The sequence below is a fragment of the Microlunatus flavus genome (genome assembly GCF_900110855.1).
GTDB classification, from domain to species: domain Bacteria; phylum Actinomycetota; class Actinomycetes; order Propionibacteriales; family Propionibacteriaceae; genus Microlunatus; species Microlunatus flavus.
In genome coordinates, this window is sequence record NZ_FOFA01000001.1 from 867,458 (window position 1) to 883,681 (window position 16,224).

General features: G+C 73.4%; 13 protein-coding genes and 1 pseudogene. 11 read left to right on the forward strand and 3 right to left on the reverse strand.

All coding sequences use genetic code 11. The features are described from left to right. Positions 1-17: 17 nt before the first annotated feature. From BMY04_RS04190 to BMY04_RS04210, 5 genes and pseudogenes are all read left to right on the forward strand, one after another. The gene (locus BMY04_RS04190) at positions 18-1,538 is read left to right on the forward strand and encodes a PP2C family protein-serine/threonine phosphatase (RefSeq protein ID WP_091177785.1); all 1,521 of its coding nucleotides are present in this window, start codon (positions 18-20) and stop codon (positions 1,536-1,538) included. Next, entirely contained in the window at positions 1,538-2,923 is a 1,386-nt protein-coding gene (locus tag BMY04_RS04195) for an FtsW/RodA/SpoVE family cell cycle protein (RefSeq protein WP_091177953.1), read from the forward strand. Before BMY04_RS04190 ends, BMY04_RS04195 begins: the two co-directional genes overlap by 1 nt. Continuing rightward, a complete protein-coding gene (locus BMY04_RS04200; protein ID WP_091177786.1) occupies positions 2,920-4,362 on the forward strand; it encodes a peptidoglycan D,D-transpeptidase FtsI family protein in 1,443 nt (480 codons plus the stop codon). Before BMY04_RS04195 ends, BMY04_RS04200 begins: the two co-directional genes overlap by 4 nt. 118 nt (positions 4,363-4,480) lie before the next feature. Then, positions 4,481-6,229: pseudogene (gene pknB / locus BMY04_RS04205) on the forward strand (Stk1 family PASTA domain-containing Ser/Thr kinase); the annotation flags it as partial. A gap of 312 nt (positions 6,230-6,541) precedes the next feature. After that, positions 6,542-7,402, forward strand: coding sequence for an alpha-ketoglutarate-dependent dioxygenase AlkB (locus tag BMY04_RS04210; protein WP_091177788.1), 861 nt, complete (start codon positions 6,542-6,544; stop codon positions 7,400-7,402). Between the two features lie 50 nt (positions 7,403-7,452). Here the strand turns inward: BMY04_RS04210 and BMY04_RS04215 are convergent, their stop codons facing one another. Next, positions 7,453-8,172, reverse strand: a complete 720-nt coding sequence (locus BMY04_RS04215; protein ID WP_139209737.1) for an RNA polymerase sigma factor — start codon at positions 8,170-8,172, stop codon at positions 7,453-7,455. 175 nt (positions 8,173-8,347) lie between these two features. Between BMY04_RS04215 and BMY04_RS04220 the strand changes: the two genes are divergently transcribed. From BMY04_RS04220 to BMY04_RS04235, 4 genes are all read left to right on the forward strand, one after another. Continuing rightward, positions 8,348-9,049 carry a hypothetical protein gene (locus BMY04_RS04220; RefSeq protein ID WP_091177790.1) on the forward strand — a complete coding sequence of 234 codons (702 nt, stop codon included), beginning with the start codon at positions 8,348-8,350 and terminating at the stop codon, positions 9,047-9,049. Between the two features lie 26 nt (positions 9,050-9,075). Continuing rightward, positions 9,076-9,591, forward strand: a complete 516-nt coding sequence (locus tag BMY04_RS04225; RefSeq protein WP_091177791.1) for a DUF3592 domain-containing protein — start codon at positions 9,076-9,078, stop codon at positions 9,589-9,591. 88 nt (positions 9,592-9,679) lie between these two features. After that, the gene (locus BMY04_RS04230) at positions 9,680-10,552 is read left to right on the forward strand and encodes an ABC transporter permease (protein ID WP_091177792.1); all 873 of its coding nucleotides are present in this window, start codon (positions 9,680-9,682) and stop codon (positions 10,550-10,552) included. Further along, positions 10,527-11,342 carry an ABC transporter ATP-binding protein gene (locus BMY04_RS04235; protein ID WP_232506087.1) on the forward strand — a complete coding sequence of 272 codons (816 nt, stop codon included), beginning with the start codon at positions 10,527-10,529 and terminating at the stop codon, positions 11,340-11,342. The genes BMY04_RS04230 and BMY04_RS04235 overlap by 26 nt, the downstream gene beginning before the upstream one ends. A 191-nt stretch (positions 11,343-11,533) precedes the next feature. Here BMY04_RS04235 and BMY04_RS04240 read toward each other — a convergent pair whose 3' ends face one another. Continuing rightward, on the reverse strand, positions 11,534-11,926 hold the full coding sequence (locus tag BMY04_RS04240) for a hypothetical protein (RefSeq protein WP_091177793.1): 393 nt from the start codon (positions 11,924-11,926) through the stop codon (positions 11,534-11,536). Between the two features lie 121 nt (positions 11,927-12,047). Here BMY04_RS04240 and BMY04_RS04245 point away from each other — a divergent pair, with 121 nt between their 5' ends. After that, positions 12,048-13,085, forward strand: coding sequence for an LCP family protein (locus tag BMY04_RS04245; protein ID WP_091177794.1), 1,038 nt, complete (start codon positions 12,048-12,050; stop codon positions 13,083-13,085). Positions 13,086-13,107: 22 nt separating this feature from the next. Beyond that, positions 13,108-14,448: an MFS transporter gene (locus BMY04_RS04250; protein ID WP_091177795.1), complete on the forward strand. Its 1,341-nt coding sequence runs from the start codon at positions 13,108-13,110 to the stop codon at positions 14,446-14,448. Positions 14,449-14,596: 148 nt separating this feature from the next. Here the strand turns inward: BMY04_RS04250 and BMY04_RS04255 are convergent, their stop codons facing one another. Beyond that, on the reverse strand, positions 14,597-16,141 hold the full coding sequence (locus BMY04_RS04255) for a CCA tRNA nucleotidyltransferase (RefSeq protein WP_091177796.1): 1,545 nt from the start codon (positions 16,139-16,141) through the stop codon (positions 14,597-14,599). Positions 16,142-16,224 lie beyond the last annotated feature (83 nt).

Consider the following 16,224-nt stretch of genomic DNA (forward strand, 5'->3'; position numbering starts at 1 on the left):
CGCGGAGGTGGGCGCTGATGGCGCTCGTGCTGCGGGTGGTGAGCCACTCCGAGATCGGGCTGGTCCGCAAGAACAACCAGGACTCGGGCTTCGCGAGCCCGCACCTGCTCGTCGTGGCCGACGGCATGGGCGGTGCGGCCGCGGGCGACCTGGCCTCCGCCGTCGCCGTCGACACCCTGATGCGGGTCGACGCCACGACGCAGGGCGCGGCGATGCTCGAGGTGATGTCGAACGCCGTCGAGGACGCGAACGACCGGATCGCCGACCTCGTCGCCGACGACGTCTCGCTCGACGGCATGGGCACCACGGTGACCGCGGCGATGTTCGACGGCCGCGAGCTCGGCCTCGTCCACATCGGCGACAGCCGGGCGTACCTGCTGCGCGAGGGTTCGCTGCGCCGCCTGACCCACGACCACAGCTGGGTGCAGTCCCTGGTCGACGAGGGCCGCATCAGCCAGGCCGAGGCCGCGGTCCACCCGCACCGGTCCCCGCTGCTGCGCGTCCTCAACGGCCAGCCCGGCGCCGACGCGGAGCTCTCGATCCTCGACCTCGTCGCCGGGGACCGGCTGATGTTCTGCAGCGACGGGCTGTGCGGGCTGGTCGACGACCCCGAGATCGCCGAGCTGCTCGCCCTGCCCGACCGGGACGAGGCGCTCACCGCGCTGGTCGACGCGGCCCGCGCCGAGGGCGGCGTCGACAACATCACCGTCCTCGTGGCCGACGTCGTGGAGACCGCGACCGGTCTCGTGGGCGCGCCGGCCGACCTGGCCGACACCCCGGCCCACGCCGACGCGTCGACGGTCCTGGGCGCGGCAGCCGAACGTCCCGTGCCCCCGGCCCGCGACGCCGGGGCGCCCGACGACACGGCGGTCACCCGGACCGGCGCCGCCGCAGGCGTGCCCGCGGGCGCCCCTGACGACGCTGCTGAGGAGGCCGACGACGCCGACCCGGCCGCTGCCACCGACCTCACCCGAGCCGCCGCGCCGGCGCCCGCCTCCTCGGCCGCCGCGGACGGGGCCCCTCGACCCGGCCCGGTCGACGAGGCGCGCTACGACCCGGTGCCGCCCGCCGGACGGCGCTGGGTGCGCCCGGTCGTCGCGGCGGTGCTCGTGCTGGCCGTCGTGGCCGCCGGGCTCGGGGCGGCGTACGCGTGGACCCGCAGCCAGTACTACGTCGGGGCCTCCGGCTCCCAGGTCGCGATCTACCGCGGGGTCTCCGAGGGCCTGCCCGGCCTCCCGCTCTCGGAGCTCTTCGAGGTGCAGGACCTCGAGGTGTCGAGCCTGCCCGTCTACTACCAGGAGCGCGTCCGCAGCGCGATCGACGTCCCCAGCCTCGCCGCCGCCCGCGAGACGGTGACCGAGCTGCGCGACGCGGCCACCCGTTGCGGCCCGACGGGCTCGCCCTCGCCCTCGCCCTCCCCGACCGCGTCGTCCCCGCGGGCCTCGTCGAGCGCGGGCGGACGCCCCAGCCCGAGCCGCGGGGCCGTCTCGACCGCGCCCGGGGCGAGCGCGAGCAGCTCCGCCGGGCCCACCTGCTGATGTCGTCCGCACCCGGTCCCGAGGGACCTCCGACGGTCCTGCCCCGCAAGCGGCGCGGCATCGAGCTCGTCATGCTCGCCTTCGCGCTGCTGCTCGGCCTCGGCGCGTACGCGCAGGTCGACGTCAACGTCACCGGCGCCCTCGGTCCCCGCTTCGTCCCCGTCGCCGTCGGCTGCACGGTCGGCGTGCTCCTGACCCACCTCGCCGTGCGCTGGCGCCTGCCCTACGCCGACCCGCTGCTGCTGCCCTGCGTGGTCGTGCTCAACGGCCTCGGCCTGGCGATGATCCACCGCATCGACCTGATCAGCGAGCCGGTCGCGCACGGCGCCCGCCAGCAGCTGATCTGGACCACGCTCGGGGTCGTCGTCTTCCTCGCGGTCGCCGTGGGGCTGCGGGACCACCGCCCGCTGCAGCGCTACCCGTACACGATCGGCCTCGTCGGCGTCGTGCTGCTGCTCCTGCCGCTCGTCCCGGGCATCGGCACCGCCAAGTTCGGGGCGCAGATCTGGATCCAGGTCGGTCCCTACAGCTTCCAGCCCGCCGAGGCCGCGAAGGTGCTGCTGGCGGTCGCCTTCGCCTCCTACCTCGTCGAGAAGCGCGACGTCCTCGCGCTCGCCGGCTACCGCGTGCTCGGGCTCGACCTGCCGCGTGCCCGCGACCTGGGGCCGATCCTGCTGGTCTGGCTGCTCAGCCTGGCGATCCTCGTCCTGCAGCGCGACCTCGGGACCTCGCTGCTGTTCTTCGGGCTGTTCGTGATGATGCTCTACGTCGCGACCGAGCGGGCCGGCTGGGCGGTGCTGGGGCTGCTGCTGTTCGCGGCGGGGGCGTGGTTCGGCTACCTGAACTTCGGCCACGTGCGCGTGCGGGTGGGCGCCTGGCTGCACCCGTTCAGCGACTTCGACGCCTACTACCAGGTGATCAGCGCGCAGTTCGGCTACGCGTACGGCGGCCTGCTCGGCACCGGCCTCGGCCTCGGACGGCCGGGTCTGACGCCGCTCGCCCGCAGCGACTTCATCGCCGCCGCGGTCGGCGAGGAGCTCGGCATGGCCGGTCTGATGGCGCTGATCATGGTCTACGGGCTGTTCGTCGCCCGCGGCCTGCGCACGGCGCTGCAGTGCCGCGAACCGTTCGGCAAGCTGCTCGCCGCCGGCCTGGCCTTCGCCTTCGCGCTCCAGGTGTTCGCGATCATCGGCGGGGTCACCCGCCTGCTCCCGCTGACCGGGCTGACCACGCCGTTCATGTCGCAGGGCGGGTCGTCGATGATCTGCAACTGGATCATCGTCGGGCTGCTCATGGTCATCTCCCACCAGGTGCGGCGCCCCGTCGCGACGGCCGCGTCGTACCGGCCCGACCTCGAGACGACCCAGGTGGTGAGGGTCGCGTGAACGGGCCGATCCGGCGCGTCGCCGTGGTCGCGATGCTGATGTTCGCCCTGCTCCTGGCCAACGGCACCTACATCGTGCTGTTCCGGCAGGGGCCCCTCGACGCGATGCCCCAGAACCGTCGCGTCCGTGACGCGGAGTTCTCGCAGAACCGCGGTTCCATCCTGGCGGCCGGCAAGACCGAGATCGCGACCACGGTGCCGTCGAAGGACCGCTTCGCCTACCAGCGCAACTACCCGTCCGGCAGCCTGTACGCCCCGGTCACCGGCTACTTCTCCTACGACCACGCGAGCACCGGCCTGGAGAACACGTACAACACCCAGCTGGCCGGGACGGCGGACTCGCTGTTCGTGCGACGGCTCATCGACCTCGCGACGAACCGCACGCCGCAGGGCGCGAGCGTGCAGACGACGATCGTGCCGAAGGTCCAGGAGGCCGCAGCCACCGCGCTCGGGCGGCAGAAGGGGGCGGTCGTCGCGCTGAACCCCAAGACCGGCGCCGTGCTGGCCCTGGTGACGAGCCCCGGCTACGACCCGAACACGGTCGCCGGCCACGACGTCGAGAAGGCCGACAAGGCCTACGACAGCCTCGCGGCGGACAGCAGCCGCCCGCTCAGCAACCGGGCGGCCCGCGAGATCTACCCGCCCGGCTCGACCTTCAAGCTGGTCACCGCCGCCGCGGCGCTCGCCGACGGCAAGACGCCCGACTCCAAGGTCAAGGCGCCCGACCGGCTGCGGCTGCCGGGCACGAGCACCTACCTGCCCAACGAGGGCAGCTGCGGCGGGACGACCATCACCATGGAGCAGGCGCTGAAGGTGTCCTGCAACACCGCCTTCGCCAACCTCGGCCTCGGGGTCGGCGAGGCCAGGCTCCGCGAGCAGGCCCAGCTCTTCGGCTTCGACGCTCGCCACCTGTCCGACCTCGGCGGGGTCGCCAGCCAGTTCCCGGACAGCCTGGACGACGCCCAGCTGGCCCTGAGCTCGATCGGCCAGTACGACGTCGCCGCCAGCCCGCTGCAGATGGCGATGGTGTCCTCGGCGATCGCCAACGACGGCGTCCTCATGGACCCGTACGTCGTCAGCTCGGTCCAGGCACCGGACCTGACGCCCATCGAGACGCACAAGCCGCGGGTGCTGTCGACGGCGATGACGCCGGGCAACGCCGAGGCGCTGCAGCAGATGATGGGCGTGGTCGTGAGCCAGGGCACCGGGACGAACGCCCGCATCGCCGGCGTCGAGGTCGGTGGCAAGACCGGCACGGCGCAGTCGGACCCGAAGCGCAAGCCCTTCGCGTGGTTCACCTCCTTCGCCCCGTTGGACGACCCCGAGATCGCCGTCGCCGTGGTCGTCGAGGACGCGGACATCCCGCGCAACGACATCGCCGGCGGGCGGCTCGCGGCGCCCATCGCCCGCGCCGTGATGCAGGCGGGCCTGTCACGATGAGGACGACGGCCCCGCACGCCGGAGGACCCCGCACGACGTTCCCGAGACGTCTGCGGACCCCCCGTGAAGTCGGCAGGATGGCAGCGTCCGAGGGCGGGCCGCAGGAGAGGACGAGGCGATGACGGAGACCGTCGGAGGCCGCTACGAGCTGGACGGCCCGCTCGGCCGCGGCGGCATGGCGGAGGTGCGACGTGCGGTCGACCTGCGGCTGGGCCGCTCGGTGGCGGTCAAGCAGCTGCGCCCCGACCTGGCGACCGACCCGACCTTCCAGGCGCGTTTCCGGCGCGAGGCGCAGAGCGCGGCCGGCCTGAACCACCCGACGATCGTCGCCGTCTACGACACCGGCGAGGAGCCGGACCCGCGCACCGGGGTGTCGATCCCGTACATCGTCATGGAGCTCGTGGAGGGCCCGACCCTGCGCGACGTCCTCCGCGACGGCCGCAAGATCCTGCCCGAGCGCGCCCTCGAGCTGACCGCCGGCGTGCTCGACGCGCTCGGCTACAGCCACCGGGCCGGCATCATCCACCGCGACATCAAGCCCGCGAACGTGATGCTGACCACCAACGGCACCGTCAAGGTCATGGACTTCGGCATCGCGCGCGCCGTGGCCGACACCAGCGCGACCATGACCCAGACGGCCGCGGTCATCGGCACCGCGCAGTACCTCTCGCCCGAGCAGGCCCGCGGCGAGACCGTCGACGCCCGCAGCGACCTCTACTCCACCGGGTGCCTGCTCTACGAGCTGCTCACCGGGCGCCCGCCCTTCACCGGCGACTCCCCCGTCAGCGTCGCGTACCAGCACGTCCGCGAGGCGCCGGTGCCGCCGAGCCAGATCGACCCGGAGATCGGCCCGGACATCGACGCGATCGTGCTGAAGTCGCTGGCCAAGGACCCGGCCGACCGCTACCAGTCGGCCCGGGAGATGAAGGCCGACATCAACCGCGTCCTCGCCGGGCAGCAGGCGACCGCCGTCGTCCCCCGCGTTCCCGTGGCCGTGCCCGTGGCCGACGCGCCGACCCGGGTCGTCACCCCGGCCCCGACCGCCGTGGCGGTGACGACGACCACGACCGACGAGCCCGACGAGGAGGAGCCCAAGCGGCGCACCGGGATGGTGGTGCTCCTCAGCCTCCTCGTCCTGGCGCTGGTCGCCGGCGCGGTCTTCGCCGTCTACCGCCTGACGAACCCCTCTGTGCAGGACGTGGCCGTCCCCGACGTCCTGACCTACACCGAGTCCCAGGCGCGCGGGCTCGTCGAGGGCGCCGGGCTGCGCTTCAGCGTCGAGCACACCAACGGCGACGAGTCGACCAAGGGGACGGTCGTCGCCCAGGACCCGGCGGGCAAGACCCAGGCGCCCTCCGGCAGCACCGTCACCGTCACGGTGAACGACGGCCCGGAGTCCGCGGACATCCCGACCGGTCTGGTCGGCGAGGACGTCGACGACGCCAAGAAGAAGCTCGAGAAGGCCGGGTTCAGCGACGTCGACACCAACGCGGCGACGAGCGAGGACCCGAGCGACAAGGAGGGCGAGGTGCTGAGCGTCTCGCCCGACGAGGGCACCTCGGCCCCGCTCTCCACCAAGGTCACCGTCACCTACGCGACCGGCAAGTCGGCGGTGCCCGACGTGCGCGGCTCGTCCCGCGCCGGCGCCGAACGGACCCTGAAGGAGGCCGGCTTCACCAAGGTCTCGGTGTCGAGCCAGGTGAGCAGCCAGCCCGAGGGGACCGTGGTCTCGCAGAGCCCCGACGGCGGCAGCGAGGCGTCCCGGAGCACGACGATCAAGCTGGTCGTCGCGGCCCCCGCCCCGACCGCCCCGCCCCCGTCGACCCCCACCGAGTCGCCCACCGCACCGTCCACCCCGTCGTCGACCCCGTCCGAGAGCGGCAACGGCAACGGGAACGGCGAGGGCAACGGCAACGGCAACGGGGAGGGCAACGGCAGCGGCAACGGCGGGGGTGACGGCAACGGCAACGGCAACGGCGGCGGCAACGGGAACGGGAACGGGAACGGCGGAGCCTCGGGCAACGGCGGCGCCGGGAACGGCGGCGCGGTGATCGGGGACGGCTCGACCGGGAACGCTCGCTCGGCGGCCGGGGGCCACCTGCCCCTGGTCGGCGGGCTGGGCGGGACGGACGCCGTCGGCTAATCGAACGCGTGTGCGGTTCGGTGCTAGCCTCACCTCATGTACGCCGAGACGTCGCTGTTCGACCCCGGCCTCTTCGACGACGACGAGCCGGAGGAGACCGGCCCTCCGAAGACGACCGGTGCGGCAGGCCCCGCCGGCACCGACGCGCAGGACGCGCCGGGCACGGCGGCTGAGCTCTCCCTCCACGGTGTCGTGCGCCACCAGCTCGCCCGGGGCGCCTGGATCGACCTGCTCCCGGACTGGGTCACCGGCGGCGACCTCCTCGACCGCCTGCTGGAGGACGTCCCCTGGCGCGCCGAGCGCCGCCCGATGTACGACCGGGTCGTCGACGTGCCGCGGCTGCTGTGCCACTACGGCGAGGGCGAGCGTCTGCCGCACCCGACGCTCGAGGCCGTGCGCGACGCGCTGAACGCGCACTACGAGCCCGAGCTCGGCGAGCGCCTGGTCACCGCCGGCCTCTGCCTCTACCGCGACGGCGCCGACTCCGTGGCCTGGCACGGCGACACCATCGGCCGGGGCCGGTCGACCGACACCGCCGTGGCGATCCTGTCGCTCGGGTCGCCGCGCGAGTTCCTGCTGCGCCCTCGCGGCGGCAGCGCGGTCGCCCGGGCGATCGCCGGGTCGGAGCTGCCCGTCACCCGTCCCGTCGCCGAGGAACCGCGGCCGGCGCGGACCGCTGCCGCCCGGCCGGGAGCGCGCGGCGGCACGCCAGGTGCGATCGCCGGGCGGCCGCGCACCGTCACCGGGACCGGGACGATCCGCCACACGCTCCACCACGGCGACCTCATCGTCATGGGCGGCTCGTGCCAGCGGACGTGGGAGCACGCGGTCCCCAAGACGACCCGCCCGGTCGGGCCGCGCGTGAGCATCCAGTTCCGCACCCGCGGCGTCAGCTGACCGCGGGCGCGCCGCCCGGACCGCCGAGCCGGACGGCCAGCACGACCGGCTCACGAGCCCTCCGCCAGCAGGGCGCGATGGCGCGACAGGACCCGTACGGCGCGTGAGCACCGCGACCGGACCGCGCCGGGGCTGAGCCCGTGGCGCTGCGCCGCCGCCTCGCCGGACAGCCCCTCGGCGTAGACGCTGCGCAGCAGGTCGCGCGTGCGCGGGTCGACGAGGCGGTGCTGGTGGGCCTGCCGGAGGACGACGTCCGCCGTGAGCCCTCCGTCCGGCCGTCCGTCCTCGACCGGTCCCCGGCCGCCGTGCCGGTCCGCGGCGAGCACGACGAGGTGCGGGGGCGTCGCCACGTCGTGCGGCGGACAACGCTCGCGGCGCACCGACTTGAGGGTGTCGAGCGCGAGGTTGGCCGCGACGGACGAGCGCCGCCGCCGCACCGGGTAGGCCGCGACCTCGCACCACAGCGCGGTCAGGTAGTCGTCCACCTCGGCCGCCGCGTCGAGCGAGGCCATCAGGACGACCTTGGGCAGCATCGCCTGCAGCACCACCCGCCCGGCCAGGGCACCGCCGCGCACCGCGTCCTCGAGCAGGACGAGCAGCACCTCGTCCGGCGCGGCGCGCACCCGGTCCACGACGTCCTGCGGCCGGCGGCAGCCGGACAGCACCACCGAGCGCGTGGCCCACCGGGCGCAGGCCGCCGCCGCGTCCGCGTCCTCCTGCAAGCGCGCCCACTCCCGGTCCATCCGCCCCAGCACTGCCGTCCGCCCCACGCCGCCCCCGTCCGATGCGCGCCACCGGCGCCGCCCTGGGAGCCCACCGACCCACGGTTCCCCGACGCGGCCCAGCCTTGTCCTGCGGTGTTGTCCGAGGTGCTGTCCGAGGGCGTCCTGGTGTTGTCCGGCCGGATCGACGTGTCGTCCGTCGCCGAGGTCTAACGTTCGGCGCGTGAGCGCGCCCGACCCCGACGCCTGGTGGTCGCCCGTCCCCGGCCCGCCCCCGGCCGCGCAGCCGGCGCCGGACGCGTACGGGGCGACGCCCCCTTGGAGCGCCCGACCGCTCCCGGGACCGGACCCCGCCGAGCCGACCCCGCGGCGCCCGCGACAGTCCCGGACCTGGTGGGTCGCCGGCGTCGGTGCGCTGGTGCTGGCGGTCGCGGCCGGTCTCGTCGTGGTGCTCGTGGTCCGGGGCACCAAGGTGCTCTACGACTCCGCGCGCACCGTGTCGGTGCAGGTGCCGCGCTCCTGGTACGACAACACCGGCGAGCCGGGCTCGGACCCCGGGTCCCCACCCGTCATCGCGGCCAGCAACCTCTGGCAGTCGCGCCGGGTCGAGGTCGACCGCTTCGACACCGAGGACGGCGACACCCTCGAGAGCTTCCACGCCGAGGGCGTCGACCGCGAGTGCGCGGGCTGGCCGTGCTCCTCGCGCTCCGGGTCGCGCCGGCTCGTCGTCGCCGGCCACCCCGCCCTCGAGCAGGTCGTCACCCATCCGGCGGACGGCGACGGCGGGGCGAGCAGCTCCCTGACCCTGACCGTCTGGCTCGACGACCGCGCGGTCGAGGTCTACGGGCTCGCGACCTCCTCGGGCGACGACCCGCCGGACGCCGCCCCGCTCGAGCGGGTCGCGACCTCGCTGCAGCTCCTCTGACAGGAGCGGCGGCTACCCTCACGACCGTGAGCCGACGTCGCTTCCCGCAGACGATCGGGGTCGTGGCCGCGGTCTACCTGGCCGCGATGGCCGTCGTCTTCGCCCTGCTGTCGGCGCAGAACGCGGACTTCGTCCGCACGGCCGGCCGGACCGACGGCACGGTCGTCGCCCTCGTCGCGCGGGCACCCCTGGGCTCGACGCGGGAGTCCCGGGTCGACGCCCGGGTCCCGAGCCTGGCGCCCAAGGTGACCTACGTCGTGGACGGGCGGACCTACGACTACGTCGCGGCCCACGGCCGCTACCGCCAGCGGCTCCAGGTCGGTGACACCGTGACCGTCCTCTACGCCCCTGGCGACCCCGCCAGCGCCCGCCTGCGCGGCGAGGGGCAGGACTCCGGGCCCTTCCTCAGCGTGGGTTTCGGGGCCGCGGCGGTCCTGCTCGGGGCCGTGCTCCTCAAGCTCCGTCGCCGGCCGGGACGACCGTCCGGCCCGGCCGACGCGAGCCGAGGACGCAGCCCGGCCCTGTCCGGCATGGCAGACTGATCCTCGCCCTCGGGCGGTGCGGACGCACTCGTGTGCGGGCCGCTGACCGACACCGCAGACCAACGGCGACCACCCCGAGGAGGCTGGCATGACGGCGCCCGTGCGCGAGAGGACCGAGTTCGAGCCGGTCTACCACCGCTACGGCCCCCACCGGGCCGGGCTGCCCCCGCTGGTCCCGTACTTCCGCGAGCTGTGGCACCGGCGCGGGTTCGCCGCCGAGATGAGCCGGGCCACGATGCGCGGGGAGAAGACGTCGACCGTCTTCGGCCAGCTCTGGCTGGTCATCAACCCGCTGCTGCTGGCCGGCGTCTACTACCTGCTCATCACGATCCTGCGCGGCCACCACGACCCGAAGGCGTTCGTCCACCTGACGCTCGCCCTCTTCGCCTTCCAGCTCGTCTCCAGCTCGATCAACAGCGGGACGAAGTCGGTCGTGTCCTCGGGCAAGCTGCTGATCAACACCGCGTTCCCGCGCCTGCTGATCTCCCTGTCGGCGACCCGGACGGCCGTGTTCCGCTTCCTGCCGACGATCCCCGTCTACCTGGTCTTCCACCTGCTGTTCCTGACGCACGTGTGGTCGCCGACGATGTTCCTGTCGCTGTGGTTCCTCGGCACGATGATCGTCTTCGGCGCGGGGCTCGCCGCCTTCTTCGCGACCGTCCAGGTCTACTTCCGCGACACCTCGAGCTTCCTGCCGTACTTCATCCGCATCTGGATGTACCTCTCGCCGGTGCTGTGGCTCCCCGAGAACGTCGCGCACTTCAGCAAGACCCTGCTCACGATCATCCGGTTGAACCCGATGTACGCCATGGTCGGCGGCTACACCGAGGCCCTGCAGCAGGAGAAGGTGCCCGACGTCGGGCTCTTCGTCAGCTCCGGCCTCTGGGCCCTGGCCGCCGCCGTCGTCGGGTTCTTGTTCTTCATCTCGCGGGAGCGTGATTTTGCTGTCCGTCTCACCTGATCTCGAGACCGAGACCGGCACGTCGCCGTACGCCGTCCGCGTCGAGGACCTGTCGATCACCTACCGCACGACGTTCGAGCGCAAGCCCACGCTGAAGCAGGCCATCGTGCGCCTGGGCCGCGGGGAGCGGGCCGTGCGGGAGGTGCACGCGCTCAAGAACGTGAGCTTCGACGTCCGCGTCGGCACCTCGATGGGCATCATCGGCTCGAACGGCGCCGGCAAGTCGACCCTCATGCGGGCGATGGCCGGCATCCTGCCGCCGACCGCCGGCAACGTCGAGGTCTGGGGCAAGGCCAGCACGCTGCTCGCGCTGGGCGTCGGCTTCAACAAGTCGCTCTCCGGCCGGGAGAACATCGTCCTCGGCGGCCTCGCCTCCGGCCTGTCGCGCCGCGAGGTCGAGGAGCGGGCCGACGAGGTCGCGGAGTGGACCGAGCTCGGGGACTTCATCGACATGCCGATGAACACCTACAGCTCGGGCATGTCGGCGCGCGTCGGCTTCTCGGTCGCGGTGCACATGAAGCCCGACATCCTCATGATCGACGAGGCCCTCTCGACCGGTGACGCGCACTTCCGCGAGAAGGCGAACGCCAAGATGTCCGAGCTGCGCGAGAGCGCCCGGGCGATGTTCCTGGTCAGCCACGGCCTGGGCAGCATCGGCGAGATGTGCAACGACTGCATCTGGCTCGACAAGGGCCGCCTCATGATGCGCGGCGCGCCGGAAGAGGTCATCGAGGCGTACATGACGCACGTGAAGGTCAAGAAGTCGGCGACGACGACCGAAGATATTTGAGGGTTGGGCTGACCGTCAGCGGACTGAGCACAAGGCTGCGGTCAACGGTCTCCTGACCACAGCCGGCTCGCGCGCCTTCGCCTGGACGACCGGACGGTGACAACGACACGGTTTTCGTCGGCGTCACCGGGAGGGAGGAAGGCGAAGGGTCGGAGCGCGAGGCGCGTCCGAGCGGAGCGAGGACAGAAGGCTCAGTTCCCCCGCTCCAGGCGCCAGCGCAGGAAGTCGGCCAGGCCGCCGGTCTCGCCGTCCTTGCCGCCGCGGCCGACCTCGAGCGGCGGCGGCGTGGCGCGCAGCTTGGCACCGGTGAGCCGCTCGCGCAGGCCGCCGGGAACCGTGAGGACGTAGTACGCGCCGTCGTCACCGATCGCGACGCTCTTGTTCTTCCGCAGGTACCAGCCGGTCTTGTCGGTCTTGACGGCGTGCCCGTCGTAGAGCGTGGCGCGCAGCGGCTCGGGCGCGATGCCACGCTCCCTGGCCTCCACGAGGAAGGCGTCGATCAGCACCTGCGCCTCCCGCGACTCGGCCCGGTCCTTCGCGGCGGCGAGCTCGGCGCGACGGGCGGCTTCCTCGGCTCGGGACACGCCGGAACCCTAGCCCGGAACCTCTGGAGCCCTGCCGGCGTTGGCTCCTGGGCGTCGTGGCGCACGGCCCTGTGCGCCCCGCCCCTCTAGACTCCCCAGTTCCCGACGCAAGGACGACGCAGTGAGCCAAACCGCCGACGACCCGACGCCGGCGCCCGGCCACCCCGCCGGTCCGCGGCGCGCGACACCCCGCCGGTACGTGCTGCGGCGCGTGGTCGTCGGCGTCTCCGCCCTGCTCGTGGTCGCCCTGGTGGGCGTCGGCGCGTACGCCTGGACGATCAACCGCCAGATCACCAGCAACATCCACCGCGGCATCGAGCTGCCCGCCGCCCCGACGACCCCGGGCGCGGCGTCGCCGACGGCCCAGCAGCCGCGCGAGACCGGCGTCCTCAACTACGTCCTGCTCGGCTCCGACAGCCGCGACGGCAACCCCAGCGACGGCCGCAGCGACACGATCATGGTCGTGCACCTGAACAAGGCGCGGAACCAGGCCTACATCACCTCGTTCCCGCGCGACATGTACGTCGACATCCCCGGCTACGGCAGGAACAAGATCAACGCGGCCTTCTCCGAGGGCGGCCCCACCCTGACGGTCAAGACGCTCGAGCAGCTGACGGGCGCGTCGATGGACCACGTCGTCCTCGTCGACTTCGAGGGGTTCATCGACCTCACGACCGACCTCGGCGGGGTCACCGTGCCGAACAAGACCGCCTTCACCTCGCACGGCTACACCTACCCGAAGGGCAAGGTGACGATCGCGGGCAAGAAGGCGCTGTGGTTCGTGCGGGAGCGGCACTCGCTGCCCGGCGGCGACCTCGACCGCGCCGAGAACCAGCGCAACGTCATCAAGGCCATCGTGGCGAAAGGGCTGAGCGCCGGGGTGATCTCCGACCCGGCCCAGTTCACGGCGTTCATCGGCAACCTGTCCAAGCACCTGACCGTGGACAACAGCCTCAGCGACTCCGAGATCCGGTCGACGGCGCTGTCGCTGCGCTTGAGCGCCAAGGACATCACCCTGCTGCAGGCGCCGATCTCCGGCTTCGCCAGCATCGGCGGCCAGGACGTCGACATCGTCGACCAGGTCAAGATGGCCGAGCTCGGCAAGGCCATGCGGGACGACACCATGGCCTCCTACGTCGACAAGAACCCGCAGGAATGAGCCGGCGAGCGGGCGCGCGCCCGTGAGCTTCGTCGCCGGGCTGCGCCGCCTGTGGCGCCACCGGCTCTTCCGCCGGCTGCTGGTCGTGCGCGTCGCGATCCAGGGCGCCGACGGACTGCTGCAGGTGGCGCTCGCCTCGTTCGTGCTGTTCTCGCCCGAGCGCCAGCCCGACGCCGCGTCGATCGCGGCCGTGCTCGCGGTGACGCTGCTGCCCTTCTCGGTCCTCGGGCCCTTCGTCAGCGTCACCATCGACCGCTTCTCCCGGCGCCAGATCCTGCTGGTGGGCGCGCTCGGCGAGGCCGTGCTCGCGCTGGGGCTCGCCGCGGTCGTGGGCAGCGGCTCGCGCTCGGGCGCGTCGGAGGCCGCGGTGTACGGGATCGTCCTGCTCAGCATCAGCCTCACCCGCTACCTGCTCGCCGCGCTGTCGGCCTCGCTGCCGCACACGATCGACGCCGACGAGTACCTGGTGGCCAACGCCGTCGTCCCGACCGTCGGGCCGGCGGGCGTGCTCGTCGGTGCCGGCGTCGGCACGGGCCTGCGCCTGGTCCTCGGCCGGGTCATGCCCGACTACCTGGCCAACGCCGTGCTGTTCGCCGTCGTGGCCGTGGCCTTCGTCGTGGCGGGCCTGCTGGCGCTGCGGATCGCGCGGCCGGCGCTCGGGCCGGACGCGGCGACGCCGTCCGTGCGCGCCGGCGACGTCCTGCACGGGCTCGTCGAGGCCGTACGGCACCTGCGCCAGCGGCCGGAGGCGGGCCTCGGGCTCCTCACCATCGGCGCCCACCGGATCGTCTACGGCGTCGTCACCGTCGCGACGATCCTCGTCTACCGCAACTACTTCCACGCGGTCACCGACGTCGAGCCGGCCATCGCCGACCTCGGCGTGCTCGTCGTCGCCACGGCGGTCGGGTTCGTGGTGGCCGCGGCCGTCGCGCCGCCGCTGTCGGCCCGGTTCGGCATCCGCGCGGTCGTCGTCGGCTGCCTCGTCGGGTCGGCGCTGTTCCAGCTGCTGCCCGGCGCGATCTACAGCCGCGTGCCGCTGCTGGTCGCGGCGTTCCTGCTCGGCCTCGGCGCCCAGGTCATCAAGATCTGCGTGGACACCCTCGTCCAGGCGCACGTCGACGACGACGTGAAGGGCCGCACGTTCGTGCTCTACGACATGGTCTTCAACGTCTCGCTCGTGCTGGCCGCCCTGATCGCGGCCGCCGTGCTGCCCACCGACGGCCGCTCGATCCCGGTGCTCGTCGTGCTCGCCGCCTGCTACGCCGCGACCGCCGTCGCCTTCACCCTCGCCAGCCGGCGGCTGCACCTCGACCGCGGCACCGAGTCGCTGCGGACCGGCGTACGGGCGGCCGAGGCGTCGTAGGCGAGGTCCGGCCGTCAGCGGTTCCCGCAGAGAACTCCTGCTCCACCCAGCAGATCTGCTCGGTGAAGCACCGGAGTTCCACGTGGACGTGAAAAACCTGGGACTCACGGGCGCGCACGTGGCGCATCCGACTGACGCTGCGGAACCGTCAGCGCGGCTGCTGGGCCCACCAGGCGAGGAGCTCCTCGCGGGCGCGGTCGGGGCCGAGCGGGCCCTCCTCGATGCGGCGCTCGAGGAGGAAGGCGTACGCCTGCCCGACGACGCGACCGGGGCCGACGCCGAGGAGCTCCATGATCTGGTTGCCGTCGAGGTCCGGGCGCAGCGCCGACAGCTCCTCCTCCTCGGCGAGCACGGCGATGCGCTCCTCGAGGTCGTCGTAGGCCGCGGAGAGCCGCTGCGCGCGGGCGCGGTTGCGGGTCGTGCAGTCCGCGCGGGTGAGGATGTGCAGCCGCTCGAGCTGGTCGCCGGCGTCGCGGACGTAGCGGCGCACGGCCGCGTCCGTCCAGCCGCCGCCCTCGGCCTGCCCGGCCCCGTAGCCGTGGAAGCGCAGGTGGAGCGCGATGAGCTCGGAGACGGCCTTGACCACGTCGGTCGGGTAGCGCAGCGCGGTCAGCCGCTTGCGGACCAGCTTGGCGCCGACGACGTCGTGGTGGTGGAACGAGACCTTGCCGCCCGGCTCGAACTGGCGCGTCCTCGGCTTGCCGATGTCGTGCAGCAGCGCGGCGAGCCGGTTCACGAGGTCGGGGCGCACGGGCAGGCGCGCCTCGAGCTCGATGGCCTGGTCGAGCACGGTCAGGCTGTGCTCGTAGACGTCCTTGTGCCGGTGGTGCTCGTCACGCTCGAGCTGCAGGGCGGGCAGCTCGGGGAGCACCTGCGCCGCCAGGCCGGTGCCGACGAGCAGGTCGAGCCCCGGGCGCGGCGCGTCGGCGAGCAGCAGCTTGCTCAGCTCGTCGCGCACCCGCTCCGCCGACACGATCGCGATCCGGTCGGCCATCGCCTCCATGGCGAGCACGACGTCGGGCGCGGGAACCATGCCCAGCTGGGCGGCGAACCGTGCGGCCCGCATCATCCGCAGCGGGTCGTCGCTGAACGACACCTCCGGCTCCGCCGGGGTCATGAGGATCTTGCGGGCGAGGTGGCGCAGACCGCCGTACGGGTCGACGAACCGTCGCGAGGGCAGCTCGAGGGCCATGGCGTTGACGGTGAAGTCGCGGCGCAGCAGGTCGCCCTCGACGGTGTCGCCGAACGCGACGGCGGGCTTGCGGCTGCCTGGCTCGTACGCGTCCGCGCGGAAGGTCGTGACCTCGACGACCCACGTCGTGCCGGTCTCGCGCTCGACGACCTGGCAGCCGACGGTGCCGAACTCCTTGCCGATCGTCCACACCGCCGGGGAGAAGCGGCGCAGCAGCGCCTCGACGTCGTCCGGGCGGGCCGAGGTGGTGAAGTCGAGGTCGGTGACGCCGCCGGAGCCGAGGCGCCCGAGCAGCGCGTCGCGCACGCTGCCGCCGACGAGGTAGAGCTCGTGCCCGGCACCGACGAAGAGGTCGCCGAGCCGGTCGACGACGGGGGTCAGGCGGACGAGCTCGCTCAGCGCCTCGCGCTGGGCCTCGTCGAGGGCGGGTCGGGGGTCTCCGGCCGACGGCGCAGGCTGCTGCGGCAAGGGCTGCGCGGAGGCCGGACGGGTGGTGGGCACGGCGTTCCACTCTACCGGCGCCGCGGACCCGCCCCGTGTGCCGAAGGGCCGCGACGGGTACGGCGCCGGCCTCGCGGAGACGA